The following is a 15794-nucleotide window of genomic DNA, read 5'->3' on the forward strand; positions in this document are numbered from 1 at the left end:
AAGCCTCTTTTTTTAATTCGACATTATATGTACCGAGAGCTTTTAAATAATCCTTCTATTCATTAAAGGTTTTATTAAATTATTCTAATGGCACATACAGTCTGCTTTCCTAATTCGCCAGCGCATCATAAAAACACACTCGCTCTTAATCCTTTAATATCAACATTAGATGAGAGATTGATGAGTTGTCTACTTAAATAATAATTTAAATAAATACGAATCTTAACACCTAAAAACCATGATAATCAAAACAAAATTCTTGTGTACTATTTTTTTAATCGCTCTATTTTACTTTTTCTTCGGAACTAATACTGCTATTTCTCAAATTAATCTTAGATCCATTGAAAATTTTAGTCTTTACACATCCAATGGAGCTATATCTAATGAAAACACCTCAAACATTACACGTGATATTGGTACAGATGCTGGTGCCGTAACTGGTTTTGGATCACCTTCGATAATAAATGGAAGTATTCAAATTGCTAACAGTATTACTGTTCAAGCAAACTTAGACTTAGTTGAGACTTGTGTTCAAATAAATAATACCACAACTACAGAGAGTCATATTCCAGTTTTTGGTAATGGAGAGACACTCACTCCAGGAGTTTATTCTCAAGGAGGTGCAGCCTCTATTGTAGGGACTCTCATTTTAGACGCACAAGGTGTCTCTAATGCCCAATTTATCTTTAAAATAGGAGGCGCGTTTTCAACCGCAGCAGATGCTACAGTAGTTTTGATTAATTGCGCCTCACCGTCAAGTATCTTTTGGCTGTCTGGTGGTGCAATTTCCATGGCTACTTCAACGACTATGAGTGGAAACCTCATAAGTAATCCTGGAGCAGTTAGTATGGCTGCGGGTGGCACATTAGTAGGTAGAATGCTTTCTACCACTGGTGCTATTTCTATTGATCAAAACGAAACCATAAATCCTATTCCAATAATAGGCACCATTACCCAACCGACATGCACAACTACGACGGGAAGTTTCCAAATTATAAACTATGATGCCAATAACACCTATAGTTTCACACCAAGTGTCGTAAGTATTTCAGGAACCGGGTTGGTAACCGCATATCCAAATACATATACCTTTACATCTTCAAATTCAAGTAGTTGTGTTACTTCAGTGGTAATTACATCAAGAATCATAAATTATTGGACAGGAGAAAGTAGTTCTGATTGGAATAATGCAGGAAACTGGACCTGCGGCATTCCTAGTAATTCTAATGATTACATTAATATTATTCCTTTAGTAACAACGACATACCCTATAATTGGAGCTCAGCCTGACAATAGCGGTATAGTTACAAATCTTGAAATTCCAAGTGGTGCCTCGTTAACCATAAACGATAATAGTTTACGTGTTACAACTAATTTAAAACTAAACGGTAAAATTGACTTAGAAGGAAATTCCCAATTATTACAAGATAGTGGAAGTGTTTTTAATGAGGCGAGTAATGGGTCTATAGAAATTGATCAGCAGGGATCGGGAAACAGCTTTAGGTACAATTACTGGAGCTCGCCGGTTAACTCAAGAGGCACTGCATTTACCATTGGAGAAGTTTTAAGAGGCGGTACAGATCCAAATAATATGATAGAAGTCGATTTTGGCTCTAATTATACTTATGCTGACGGAACAACAAGTTTACCAATTAAACTAAGCACCTATTGGATGTATAAATTAGAAGATTCCGGTTTGGGGTATAGCGCCTGGGCAAATGTAGGTAATACCTCAGAAGTAAAAGCAGGCCAAGGATATACCATGAAAGGTTCTAACACCAGTTCTGTAGAACAAAACTATACCTTTATTGGCAAACCAAATAATGGTATTATTGAATTAACGGTAGACTCCAATAATGATTATTTGATTGGAAATCCATATCCGTCTGCTATAGATGCTAATAAATTCATTGAAGATAATGGCACATTTCCAGGCACATCTTCAATAACTGGTACTCTTTATTTTTGGGAACATTATGGTGGTGACAGCCATAATTTAGCAGAATATCAAGCAGGTTATGGAACCTATTCTAGAGGTGGAGGCGTTTCAGCTTCCTCTAGTCCACCTATTGCAGGTGTAAGCAACTCAGGATCATCAGTAAAAGGAGCCCCAAAACAATATATCCCTGTAGGTCAGGCCTTTTTTGTCGTAGGTGATACAGATGGTGGGCAAATTCAATTCAACAATAGTCAGCGTGTTTTTGTAAAGGAATTTTCTGGAAATTCTGTTTTCATGAGAACCGACAATTCAGAGGCAACAACTGACAATAACCTAAACAATGATCTTAGACCAAAATTCAGAATTGGCTTTGATGCGCCTAAAATAAGTCATCGTGAAGTTTTGCTTACTCTTGATGATAACACAACCGATGCCGTAGACTGGGGATATGATGCAGAAATGTACGAAGTTTTTGATGATGATATGTATTGGGTTCTTGACGATAAAAAATATGTGATTCAAGCAACTAATAACTTTGGTACTGATAAAGAAATTTCATTAGGAATTCAAACATTAGAAGGTGGACTTGTAAGTATTAAGGTTGACGGGTTGGAAAATGCAGAAGACTACACTAGTCTCTATATTAAAGACAATGTAACAGGTGAAACACATGATATTACAAACCAAAATTTTTCAATTAATCTAGAGGCAGGTGTCTATCAAAATAGATTTTTTCTAGTGTTTCAACCAAATCTAAATATTATAGAAGAGGAAACTTTATTAGATGGCATTCAAATTTATATGAATAATTCAATTTCTGAATTACAATTGCATAGAATTATAGATATGGAAATACTGAATATTAGTTTGTTCAACTATTTAGGACAAGAAGTAAAAACGTGGAGTATCAATACGGATGAACAATCCATATCGCTTCCAATACAATTATCTTCAGGTAGTTATATCGTTATCGTTGAAACATCCACTGGAAAAGTAAACAAGAAAATAATTATTAATTAAATGATATTTGGCTAATTCTATAAGTATCAATATACGTTTTTTTAAAAAAAGAGGCCTCAAAATTGAAGCCTCTTTTTAAAATTCGGTCTGCGATGTAAACAAAAGTTTAAACTAATACAATTATGAAGTAAAGGTTTTATCTCTAAAGATAACAATTCCAATACAGTTGAGAGCAGGCCAATAGGCATAATAGCACTTCCAATAAGATATAAACCCTTATAAATTATTGGACCAAATTGTCATACTAATTAATAGAACGATGACTAAACCTACTAAAAATATAATCCAGTGTTAAGGTTTTATGCTAAAGTGTTAAAAGTATACCTACGTGTTTTATAGAACACAGCATGTTATTATTATAATTAATGAGTATGCAAATGCTTATTGATTAGTGCTTAGCGCTTTTTAATTAAAGTGTTTATATCTTGCCGTTCACATATTTATTTATAGTTTCGAAAGACAAAGCCCCCCTTTTACATTAGAATAAAAAGACATGATTATACCTAAGCTACATTATATATCCCAAGGAAATTCTCCAAAAGAGTACCTATAAAATATCCAGAAAGCATGTTCATCTGGTGAAGAGTTAGTGCAATTACGGTTAAAAATTAGTTCAGAAAAAAAATATTAAGGTTCGCTAAAGAAGCTCAAGAAGTCACATCTCATTTTCAAACCCGATTAATTATGAACGATCATTATAAAATAGCAAAAGAAATCAAAGCAGATGGTGTGCATTTTGGACCGTCAGACGTCTGCCCTACTATTGCTTTCATCAAATTTAATTAGCTATACATCTAAAGTATCATTTTAATATAAAGCGTCTGTCATTCATATTAAAATTTTAAATCCTATTTTATGTGCACTTACGTGCCCAACTTTTGTAGTGTCAAACATCAATAATATATTTAGTTTTTTTAGGTGCGTTAAACTTTGATTGATGATGGCTAAAATACAGATTTCATTTAGTCGTGTTTAATTTAAAAAAACAGTGATGTGAAGCTAATAAATGGTTCTATTATTTCTACTATAGTTTTAAAAAAATAAGATTAATAGCATGGTATGTAAAAGTACGAGTTAAATAGTGGAGAAAAATCATTCCATTCTACAAACATTATTCATGGCATTTCTATTGTTTTACGAAATCGTGAATCTTCCTTCCTCGATTTCGTAAAAAGTTGTGAAGCCTTATTATATTTAGTGTTTTGCGTCTTATGACTTATACAAGCGCCTAACTTTTATTCTCTAATTTGTATTTGCACATAATACCTTTACCCTATGGGATACTTTTTAATATTTGATAATCCGAGTACAATAACATATTAAAATGATTAGAACTACTTCTGATGAAGCGAACAATGCCCTATAATCGATGAACATTTTAAATATTGGCATAACTAGTTACAACCATCCATTAGATACTTTCATTTGAATAATAAGCTAAATGTACACTGGCAGTAACTCAATTGCTTTGTTAAACTTAAAATACTCCTAGCCGCACTAACTTGCAAACTCTTAAAGTACGATATTTCACATTGTTTACTTCCTTATAACAAATACATGTATTGTATTATTTTTTCTAAAAAATTAAATTATAAATGTCCTTGACGTTTTTAATACTAATCTACCAAATCACCACAAAGCTTAACTTTTAGCTTTACTGCACCTGGTAAATACGCCAAGGGTATGGATTCTTTTGCCAATATATTAATACTGTCTTCTGAAGCACCATACTTTAATAATTTACTTTTTACTTTGGTTAAAAGTCGCTCTAGCTCCTGAGCTTCATTACATTGCAAAGTATTCACAATCAGTTCGTCTTCACTACTTATTTGAGCGATACAGGCACCGAAAGCATTAGCGACCTCTAAATGTTCTGGGAATATAACGTTTGAAGCTCCTTCAATAGTTTTGGGTAATAAAAATGCACCACCACCACATGCAATCACAGGAATTCCTTTAGCTTCTGTTTTCAATTTATCGACTAACTTTTCAATGGATAATTGTATTTGATTTTTTACTAAGGCTAAGGCTTCAGAAAAATGTAGCCCAGAAATTAGCTCAATTTTCTCTGTTATGGCTGTTTTTTCTATAGAACCATGAATTTCTAATTGAGTATTAGCCAAAAAGAAATCAGAAATTGTGAGTGTATCACCTTTAAAAGCAACTGCCATTTCTTTAAGCCGATACCCTACAGAATCCGGGCCTAATTCACAGATGTTATCTTTAAACCTAATAATAGTACCTCCACCAATACCAACGGCTACAATATCTGGCATTCTAAAGTTGGTAAGCACACCTCCTATTTGCGCCGCTTGTGTACTTTCTCTAGGAAAAAAATTGACTAGCACACCTCCATCTGAGGTTGTGCCTCCGACATCAATCACTATACCATTTGCAACCTTAGATAAAGCTCCAGCTCCTCGAATACTATTAGTTGGTCCAGACGAAATGGTGAGTACAGGAAAATCTTGCGCTTGATCTAAAGACATTAGTGTTCCGTCATTTTGACCTATAAACAATTGAGATGAGAAACCTAAACGTTGTACTGTTTCTTTGAAAGCCCTTACCATTTTTAAAGCCACACCTTGCAAAGCAGCATTTAATATTGCAGCGTTTTCACGTTCTAACAATCCTAAACCCCCAACTTGATGAGAACAGCTTATTCTTACAGCATCTCCTAGGACTTCTTTAGCCCAAACAGCAACTTGCAACTCTTGGTCTGGCATTGTTTTGGAAAAAATACCTGTAATTGCTAACGATTCTATATTGCCTTTCATTTTAAAAAGGCAGGCTTTAACTTCGCCTTCATCTAAAGGACTAATCAGTCTTCCGTCAAATTCGTAGCCTCCATGAACCAAATATAAATGACGTCCTAAAATTAGTTTTAAATCTTCAGGGAAATCGGTCATTGTTGGGATCGCACTACTTGCTGGCAAACCTATTCTTATAGCTCCTATGTTATTTAGTTGCTTGCGTTCGACTAAAGCATTAGTACAATGTGTCGTCCCAAGCATTAAGTATTTAATGTCTTCTTTAGGAACATTTGAATCTAACAGCACTTGCTTAATGGCGTTTTCAATGCCACTGCTGACATCTAAAGTGGTGGTTTGTTTCGTTTTTGCGAGAATATTATTATCATGAGATACCAATACAGCATCTGTATTTGTACCGCCAACATCTACTCCGATTTTATAGTACATCGTTATTCTTTTTTATTTAATTCTTCAATCGGAATGAATTGTTCCTGATAACCAAACTTTTTAGGGCCACCAAGTTCAAGACCTTCAGGTGTACGCCATTGTTTATTAGCTTGCATACCTAAAACGACCACGCGCGTGCCATATTGAATAGTTTCAGCAGTTATAGGTTTTGCATTTTCTGCATCAATTAAAACAATTAAATCTGGTGTAATTGCAACAGGTTTACCATCTTTTTTTGCCATTAAAAATTCATTTTGAAAATCTAACTCCATTTTTGAACCTTGAAATTTATCTAGCCCTACAATTTCACAAACTCCTTTATTCCAACGACCATCAATTTTAATAGCGACATTACTAATCTTACCCGTAAATAATTTTATAGCTGTAGCTTTTTCTATTAACGTGTCTAACGGATTACGGTTAAGTTCTTTGGCATTCAAAATGGCCTCGCCAAGCGTTTGCGCATAGCTAACAATCCCGTGAACTGCAGCTTTTTTCACTTGCGCACCACTCATAGGATAACAACCCAAAGCACAACTTCCTCCCATCTGAATTGTAGTAGCTCCAACCAAAGTTTCTCCCCAAGTATTATCTATGGTATGATACACATTTTTATTTCCTTTTTCATCGGCCTGTGTTATTGGTGAAACTGGAATGTTATGTAAGGTAAAAGTGGTCATTTCTAAACGAGGAAAAGCACGCCCCATTCCGTCTGCATCAACCAAAGGAATTTGTTTTTGAGCCGCAATTGAAAATGGAATAACACCATTAAGTCCTCCGGCCTCAATAGGCATTATAGCATCTATTTTTCTTCCTAGATAGTATTCCATCATCTCAAAAGCTTTAATAAATTCTTGACCGGAAAACAATTTCTCCACAAGAATCATTGGCGCTCCAAATGCTGCTATTGGTACTACCAATGCATCATCTGTCAATTCATCAGCTTGTATTAATGACACCTCACCATAGGTATTAATAGCTTCCTTTGCTAATAATTTACCTATATAGGGGTCTCCCCCTCCACCTGTTCCTAAAACAGTCGAGCCCATGGCTATATAGTCTATGTCTTTTGAGTTTATTTTTCTCATTGTTATTTCATGCTTTTTTGAAGTAAATAATAGACTAATGCAGCCACAATAATCCCTAATATATTTTTAATTTGAGAGGTCATTACTAACATTAAAATAACGCCACTACCCCAAGAAATGACGCCTTTCCAATTGACCTTTTGAGGGATGTCTTGATACGTCCTAGAGATGTAATAATCTGAAATCATAACACCCGCAATAGGCGTAATAGTTATTGTTAATAGGGTTATAAAACTCATGAAGTGTGTTAAGACTCCTAGAGCCGCTAATAGTATTCCAACGCAGCCCACAACGAAGGTTGTTTTAGAACGTTGTGCGTTATTTAATTTGAATAAATCATTGAATGCTAAACCAGAAGAATAGATATTCATCACATTGGACGTCCAGGTCGCCAAAATTAGAATAGACATTGCAAAAAACGGAAATCCTAAAGTTGAGAATATGTCAACAATATCATAAGTCCCCCGAGTAATCGCTAATATGGCGCCTATAGCTAAAAGACAAAGTGCCGAAGGTATAATACCAAATATAGAACCCAATATGGCATCTTTTTTTGTGGCTGCAAAACGATTATAATCTGGTGATATAACACCACCAACCGATATAAAGCCGATTGTAAAACCAATAGCTTGCAGTAATGGCATTTTTTCTTGAGGCTTAAAACTCAATATCTCCTGAAAACTATGCGTTTTAAATGTTACAACTAATCCATAGATAAGAAGCAAAACGATAGCTGGTACGGCTATATAATTGAGCCATTTTAAGTATTTAAAACCAAACACTGCGGTTAGCACCATGATAATTCCCCAAAATACAGAAGAGAGCCATACTGGAATTTCTGGGCCGTTCATTTCAATTAATATTTTTGAAAAAGAGGCCCCTGCAATATTACTTTGTATTCCAAACCAACCCAAAGTAGATAATCCTATAACTAAGCCAACTATTAATTTTGCTCCATAGTCTCCAAAACTACTTGAGGCTAACGAAACAGTGGCTTTTCTCTTCTCTACAGCCGAGATACTAAGTAACGACATAAATAATACAACAAAGCTAAAGCCGACTAATCCTGCAAGTATAGAATGACCAAAACTGAGCGAAGCAATTAATGTACTCCCTACTAATAATGCAGGAACACTTACAATCCCTCCGAACCATATTCCAGCAAGACTAAACCATTTCGTTGTATTTTGATTGTTTTCCATTTTTCTATTTAATTAAGGTATAAATAAGCGATGTATCCTCCAAGACATTGCCTGCTTGCGCTTCAAAAGCTTTAATATAGACGACATCCCCTTCTTTTAAATAGGCTTTTGAAGAACCATCCTCGTTTAGCATTTCTATTTTTCCTTTTTGAATAATTGAAATTTCATGGCAGGCATGTTTGGTAAATCCTTTTTCAGGAATTCGAGTGCCTTTCTTTAAAAATACGGTGCCAAACTGAACATCAACTTGCTCATTTTTAATATGAAATAAAGACATGTTATAATGCTCTTTAGACGACGGATATATTATGTTCTTTATTTCCATTAGTTAACTGTGATATTATTTCCAAATTGATAGTCTTCTTTAAATAAACCAAAACGTTTTATATCGTCTTCAGAAGGTGCTTCTTTACTCCATCGTCTTGAAGGTTTCCAATTATAATTAAGTTTTAAAATAGCAGCTTGCTCTGCTTGTTTTAATGCTGCTAAAGAAGGATCTATTACTGGTACACCAAATTTGGATTGAATTTTTTTAAAAAAACCAAACTCTAAAGTACAGCCTAGAATAATGGATTCCGCATGGTCTTTTTCAATCGCTAATCGAGCAGCTTCCATTAATTTTTCTTCGGTTACTTTATGATCTTTCTGAAACTCTGGTACTGTCATGCCGACCGCTCTAAAAGACGCGAGATGATCCTTATAACCATAGTCTTTAATCGTAGCCTGCATTTCGTGTTCCCATTTTTTTTGACCAATAATTACTGAAAACTTATTAGATAATTTTAAAGCGATTTCTATAGAAGATTGACAAGGTCCAATGACCACCATATCTCCTGAAATCTCACGAGCATCTAAAATATAGGGATCGTAAAAACAACCAATAATTAAAGCGTCGAACCCTTCTTTTGCTGCTTGTCGCGTTGCTTTTATTAAATCGGAAGCAATTAAAGCGTTAAAGGTTCTATATTCTAAATTGTCCATTTGACCAACAGAAGCGTTCAATGACCTCACATGTACTTCTGTATCTGGAAACTTATTTTCTTTGATCATTGTAGCGAAAAAAGAATCATAAGCATCAAAACCTACGGGATTGAGATACATTATTTTTATAGCTGTTGTTTTCATTTTAATGTCCGTGTTCGTTATAAAATTCTTTAGCTTCATTTTTACTTATATAGCCGTTTTTTAAATCTAATGCTACATTCTCTTTTGGTCTGTCTGATGGTTTTCCATAGCCACCACCAGTAGCTGTAACGCATCTAACGATATCTCCTTTTTCTAAAGCTATATTTGTTCCTAAATTATGTCGCGTTTGTTCACCATTTTTTCGAATAATTTTAAAATAATTATACGACCCATCATGCCCACCATTCATCCCCCAAGTTTTCGTTTTTTCCCCTAAAAATGCGGCTGTAACATGTGCGCCATCAGAAACAATTTTATAATCTAGATATTGTCCGTTACCGCCTTGAAACTCTCCATAGCCACCACCTTCATTATGGAAAGCATATTGCTCTACCTGAATACCATAGCGCATTTCTCTAATCTCAATAGGAATGTTATACGATTCCCCACTTCCGCAGGATAGTTGCCCACGATTTCCGTCGTGCGTAGCAGAAGCCCCCCAACCACCGGCCAAGGGCTCAGCTTGAATATAAAATTGCTTCGTGTCTGGATGAATACCTGAAATAAATGTAGCACACACAGAACGCAAATGTCCTGCTGGTAATTTATCTGGAATTAATGGTGCTAAAATTTTCCAGATTAAATCGATAGAAGTGATTAAAACCTCGTAGTACACAGAAACTGCCGAAGGCGCTTCTGCACTGACAATTGTACCGGGTTCACAAAGGACTTTCATAGGTCTAAATGATCCGCCATTTGCATCCATTTGTGGTGTTGTAATCGCTTTAAATAAGCTTCTACAGCCTGTTACCAATCCGCTAAATGATAAGTTAGTTGCTCCTTTTACTTGTGGATGGGAACCGTTAAAATCGGCTATAAATTCCGTATCTGTAACTGTAATTTTTGCCTTAATAGGAAAAGGGCCTTCTCCAAAACCATTATCTTCAATCGCAGATTCACCTTCATAAACGCCATTTGGAATTGTTTTTAAGGCTTCAATAGCCATGCGTTCACCATAATTTAAAAAATCTTCTGTCGCTTTTTTATAAGTCTCTAATCCATATTTTTTGATAATTGAAACCACACGTTTGGCACCAACTTCTGCTGCAGCAATACCAGCGTGCAAATCACCTAAAGTACTTTCTGGTAATCTTACATTCGCTTTAATTAAATCGAGAATAGAGTGATTAAAAGCACCTTCCGATTTTACCTTTATAAATGGAAAATGTAACCCTTCTTGATAAATTTCTGTGGCCACTGTTGATACTGAACCAGGAAATGTGCCTCCCAATTCTGTCCAATGCGCTTTGTTTACTGTGAATGCGATGAGTTCTTTTTTATAAAAAACAGGATAGATGATAGAAACATCAGACAGATGTGTTCCTCCCCCTGAATAAGGGGTATTAGCGATTACAATATCACCTTCTTTAAGAGCGTTTACTCCTTTAAATTTCTCTAATGTTGACTTAACAACAGCATCTAAAGCTGCTAAAAATGCAGTCACACCATTTCCTTGTGCTAATAATTCTCCTCTTGTATCTGTAATACCAACGGCATAATCTAAAGACTCATATATAATTGGACTCATACTGGTACGCTCCAATGTTTTAAACATTTCATCTCCAGCGGCTACTAAGGCATCTTGAATAATTTCCAATGTAAATTTCTCCATTATTATACGTTTTGAAGTGTTAAAATTAAGTTACCATATATATCGATATTCAATTTATGAACTGGCGTAACTACTGTTGAAGTGTCTTTTTCAGCAATAATTGCTGGCCCGGAAATAGACATATCTGGTTCTAGTAAATGGCGGTGAAAAAATGTTGTTGATTGAATTCCTAAATCATCAAAATCTACTTTTCTGGTATCAAAAATAGCATCTTCAACTTTTTTGCCTGTTTTCTGTAGTGTTGGAAAATCTGGCTTTTCAACAGCTACTTCAGCAACTAAATGAAAGTTGACTAGCTCAACAGGCGCTTCTAATTGAAAAGAATACTGCTTTTTATGCTCTTTATGAAAGTGAGAGATAATAGTATCTAAAGGTGTGTGTTCTGAGAAATCTTCTAATAACACCTTTACATAGTGTTCTTGCCCTGCATAACGTAAATCAGCATAATAGGTGAATTTTATAGCATCTAAAGTATAACCATCAAGTTTAAAACTCGTGATGGCTTGGTTTTCAATATTTTTAAATTCAGTTTCAATAATCGCTTTTTGACGCTCTAATAAGGTAATAACATTGGTGCGTATATAATCTCTACGAATATCTGACATTAACATTCCAAATGCAGAAAACACACCTGCGTGCGCGGGAATTATGAGTTCAGAAACCTGTAACTCTCTGGCTAAATCAGCGCCATGCATAGCACCGCCACCGCCAATAACAATCATAGTAAAATCTCGTGGATCGTATCCTTTATTTACTGAAATTAACTTTAATGCGTTAATCATATTAGCATTTGCAATTCGTAAAATACCTTTAGCAACATCCTCTTTTGAGCCTTTTAATTGTTCACATAATGATTTTGAAGCGTCTTCAATACTTTTAAAATCAGGTTGTAGTTCGCCACCTAAAAAATAATCTGGATGAATACGTCCTGTTATAATATTAGCATCTGTAGTGGTAAGGCTTATACCACCACGACCGTAAGCTGCAGGTCCAGGAATTGCTCCGGCACTTTTTGGTCCTACGTGCATTTTTCCTCCTTTATCAATCCAAGCAATACTGCCACCACCATTCCCAATTTCTACGATGTCTATAACTGGCGTTTGTATTGGGTAACCAGCTTTGGTACGAGAATGTTCAATTTTATAATTTGTTGTAATTTTTACTTGTCCATTTTCGACTAACGCGCATTTTGCTGTTGTACCACCAATATCTAAAACGATTAAATTCTTTTTATGAATAACATTTCCTAAAGCAATAGCGCCAAAAACACCACTTGCAGGCCCCGATTCCACCATAGTAATGGGGTTTGATCTCACATCGTTAAGCGTCGTAATTCCGCCATTAGATTGCATGATGTATGGGGACTGTTTTAAGCCTTGACTTTTTAGTTTTTCTTCTAAATTATTCAAATATTTTTTTGCGATTGGCAAGACATAACCAGATAAAACTGTAGAACTTGTGCGCTCGTATTCGCGCCATTCTCGAGTCACTTGGTTAGAAGCTATAATGTCTACCTCAGGATATAATTGGATTAATTTAGCAACTAATTCTAATTCGTGTTTTGGATTTTTATAGGCATGTAGCAAACAAACGGCGATAGCTTCCACACCTTCTTCTTTACAGGTTTTGATAATATCTGTTATATTTTCTGTGCTTAATTCTTTTAAAACTTCTCCTTTATAATTGAGTCTTTCTTCAACCTCAAACCGTAAATATCTTGGTACAAAAGGTGGTTGTTTTACAAAGTTAAAATTGAATAAGTCAGGTCTGTTACAACGTGCGATTTCTAGCACATCTCTAAATCCTGCTGTAGTTATTAAAGCTGTTTTTGCTCCTTTACGCTCAGTTAACGCATTAATAACTACGGTTGTTCCATGTGCAAAAAAATTGATTTCTTTTAAATCTAAATTCGCCTTTGTAATTGTATTTAAAATACCTTCTTCAAAATTAGAAGGTGTGGTATCAGATTTTGCTACTTTTACTCCTGTTGGTTTACCTGTTTTTTCGTCGAAATCAAGGCAGACTAAATCAGTAAAAGTGCCTCCTATATCTGTTGCTACTCTCATTTTATTTGTTTATATATATTAATTAAAAAAGCCACTAATGGTCATTTAGTGGCTTAGCATTCACATTAATTCACTTAAAAATTAACTCAAATATTAATGAAACGTTTCTTCTTTATAAATTAAAACTTATAAGTAAGCGTTGTGCCAAAAGCGGTTGGTTGACCCAACCATGCTAAATCCGAACCTCCATTAGAGAAGGTTTGGTCAAAAAATTCTGTAATATATTGTGTGTCTGTAATATTTGTTCCCCATAAGGCAACAGAAAAATCATCATTAAACGTGAAGCTAATTCTGGCGTTTAAGAGACTATATCTAGGTGATACTGCTGCATTATCTTCATGCCAATACATTTCCCCCGTACCCTCTAAATTTATATTACCATTAAAAGTTATTTTATCCGAAACATTAAAACTAGATTCCAAACCAAGATTATAACTATCTTGAGGCACTAATGGGGTTGAATTACCTGAGACATCAATAGTTTCGTTCGTTCCAGTACTTACTGTTGATGTACCATTTATAATTCTAGATTTGCTTACGCCATAACTACCTAATATATCAAGCCAATTTGAAGCACGTACTCGAAGATCTGCTTCAAAACCTACAGATTCACTTTCTGCAATATTAAAATTACCAATCAGAATTTGCCCTGCGCCACCATCAAGAACTAATGCATATAATTGCTGATTAGAGAAATCGGTATAATATGCTGAGATGTTAAGTATAAATCGATTATCCCAATAAGAATTTTTAATTCCAATCTCGTAATTATCGGTGATTTCAGGTTCAAAAGATGTTTCATATCTAACTGTTTGACCTTGGTTAAAGCCACCTGTTCTGTAACCCTTTCCATAATTAGCATACATCATCATATTTTCTGTTGCTTTAAATGCTAATGAAAATTTAGGTTGTAATTGTGTATCGGTTCTTTCTGGGTTTGTGCCTTCACTTCTATTATCCTGACTGATATTATCATTATCGAATCGAAGACCTGCTGATAACGTTAATTTATCTGTAAACTGGTAGTCAATAAAGCCAAATATTGCAAGGGTTTTATAAGTGTTTGTAAAATCACCAACAGCAAGAGGACTTTGTATACCTGACGGTGCAAATGGTGGTGCAAAGAATCCGAAATCGGCAGTAGCTGTCGTTATAAGTGTTTTGTCTAGGTTTTGATAAAACATACCTAAATCCCAGTTTAGCTTACTATCCTCATCACTCAGGGAACCTAAACGTATCTCTTGATTGAAGGTTTTTGTATTACTATCTTGATCCTGTCTTAATACATCAGCAGCAGTAAAATCTAAATCTCCAAAAGCATTTCTATCTACTGTATTAAATGTCGTTAGCGACGTTAATTTTATTTTATTCAAATTAAAATTTACCTTTAAATTGCCGTAGGTGCTTTTTAAAGTTCCTACTCCATCTTGATCTGCAAGGATTGCCATGTTGTCATAATCATCTGGTGCTATTTTTGCACTACCATCTTTTGGTATCGCATAATAAAGACCACCTGCTTCTGTGTCAATTACCTGACCAGTAAGCGTAGCAGATATTTTAGAAGATAGTTTAGCTTTTAATTGTGCCCTAAGTGTTAAATCTTCTATATAATCTGGTGCCTGATCTAGAGTTGTATTGTTCAATAGACCATCTCCTTTTTTATATGAACCAGAAACACGATAGAATAATTTGTCCTTTATAAGAGGCCCAGTAGATGATAACTGTGCTTTTAATAAATTTCCGTTTGCATACCCAACTTGAGCCTTACTTCTATATGTATTAGTTGGTTCATTGGTAACGATATTTATGGCACCAGCAATGGCATTTTTGCCATATAAAGCGCCCTGAGGCCCTTTTACAACTTCAATCAATGCCACATCAAATAATTCTTGGTTTAATAAATTGGCGTCAGGTAACGTTACTCCATCAATTACAAATGCTATAGGTGCATCTCCATTTCTGATTTGTGAAATTCCTCTTACTGTAATAAAATTATTTCCTATATTTTGTGAAGACGTAAAATTAACATTAGGGATTTGGTCTGTAAATGTTTGAATATTATTAATGCCCTTGGTCTCTATATCTTCAGCGGTAAAAGAAACAACAGATTCTGCAATTGTTTGTACAGATTCTGCTCTTCTTCTAGCTTGTCCAATTACATTGCTAAATCCTTTAACCACTACTGCATCTAATTCAGAAGTATCTTCTTCAAGCAGAACATCAATTTTTGATGTTCCATTAACGACTACTTCTACAGTTTTAAATCCTAAAAAAGAAAAAACAAGAGTAGATCCTTGGCTAACCTTAATTGAATAATTTCCATCAAAATCGGTTGTCGTTCCATTTGAAGCTCCTTTTTCAATAACATTCACTCCGAGTAACACTTCAGAAGCAGTTTTGACATTACCGCTTACTGTTAATTCTTGAGAGAATGATAATAATGGAAGAAAAACAAGTAATACTAATAAATTTCGTAACATTT

9 protein-coding genes and 1 pseudogene are annotated in these 15794 nt (G+C 34.8%); 2 read left to right on the top strand and 8 right to left on the bottom strand.

What is annotated here, in order from left to right; translation table 11 throughout:
• Positions 1–238: 238 nt before the first annotated feature.
• Together ACJAZK_RS02770 and ACJAZK_RS02775 are read left to right on the top strand one after the other, a co-directional pair.
• Entirely contained in the window at positions 239–2959 is a 2721-nt protein-coding gene (locus tag ACJAZK_RS02770) for an ice-binding family protein (RefSeq protein ID WP_415222499.1), read from the top strand.
• 556 nt (positions 2960–3515) lie between these two features.
• Positions 3516–3727 (top strand): annotated as a pseudogene (locus ACJAZK_RS02775) (thiamine phosphate synthase); the annotation flags it as partial.
• An 848-nt stretch (positions 3728–4575) separates the two neighbouring features.
• Here the strand turns inward: ACJAZK_RS02775 and ACJAZK_RS02780 are convergent.
• The 8 genes from ACJAZK_RS02780 to ACJAZK_RS02815 all read right to left on the bottom strand — a co-directional run bounded on the left by ACJAZK_RS02780 (position 4576) and on the right by ACJAZK_RS02815 (position 15792).
• Complete coding sequence (locus ACJAZK_RS02780) at positions 4576–6159, bottom strand: hydantoinase/oxoprolinase N-terminal domain-containing protein (protein WP_415222500.1); 1584 nt, start codon at positions 6157–6159, stop codon at positions 4576–4578.
• Positions 6160–6161: 2 nt separating this feature from the next.
• Complete coding sequence (locus tag ACJAZK_RS02785) at positions 6162–7247, bottom strand: DUF917 domain-containing protein (protein ID WP_415222501.1); 1086 nt, start codon at positions 7245–7247, stop codon at positions 6162–6164.
• Between the two features lie 2 nt (positions 7248–7249).
• Positions 7250–8449: a cytosine permease gene (locus ACJAZK_RS02790; protein ID WP_415222502.1), complete on the bottom strand. Its 1200-nt coding sequence runs from the start codon at positions 8447–8449 to the stop codon at positions 7250–7252.
• A 4-nt stretch (positions 8450–8453) separates the two neighbouring features.
• Complete coding sequence (locus ACJAZK_RS02795; protein ID WP_415222503.1) at positions 8454–8774, bottom strand: hypothetical protein; 321 nt, start codon at positions 8772–8774, stop codon at positions 8454–8456.
• The gene (locus ACJAZK_RS02800) at positions 8774–9574 is read right to left on the bottom strand and encodes an aspartate/glutamate racemase family protein (RefSeq protein WP_415222504.1); all 801 of its coding nucleotides are present in this window, start codon (positions 9572–9574) and stop codon (positions 8774–8776) included. The genes ACJAZK_RS02795 and ACJAZK_RS02800 overlap by 1 nt, the downstream gene beginning before the upstream one ends.
• Position 9575: 1 nt before the next feature.
• On the bottom strand, positions 9576–11246 hold the full coding sequence (locus ACJAZK_RS02805) for a hydantoinase B/oxoprolinase family protein (RefSeq protein ID WP_415222505.1): 1671 nt from the start codon (positions 11244–11246) through the stop codon (positions 9576–9578).
• Positions 11247–11248: 2 nt separating this feature from the next.
• Entirely contained in the window at positions 11249–13312 is a 2064-nt protein-coding gene (locus tag ACJAZK_RS02810) for a hydantoinase/oxoprolinase family protein (protein WP_415222506.1), read from the bottom strand.
• A gap of 119 nt (positions 13313–13431) precedes the next feature.
• Entirely contained in the window at positions 13432–15792 is a 2361-nt protein-coding gene (locus ACJAZK_RS02815) for a TonB-dependent receptor (RefSeq protein WP_415222507.1), read from the bottom strand.
• Positions 15793–15794 lie beyond the last annotated feature (2 nt).

This window comes from Psychroserpens sp., assembly GCF_047633235.1.
Taxonomy (GTDB): domain Bacteria; phylum Bacteroidota; class Bacteroidia; order Flavobacteriales; family Flavobacteriaceae; genus Psychroserpens.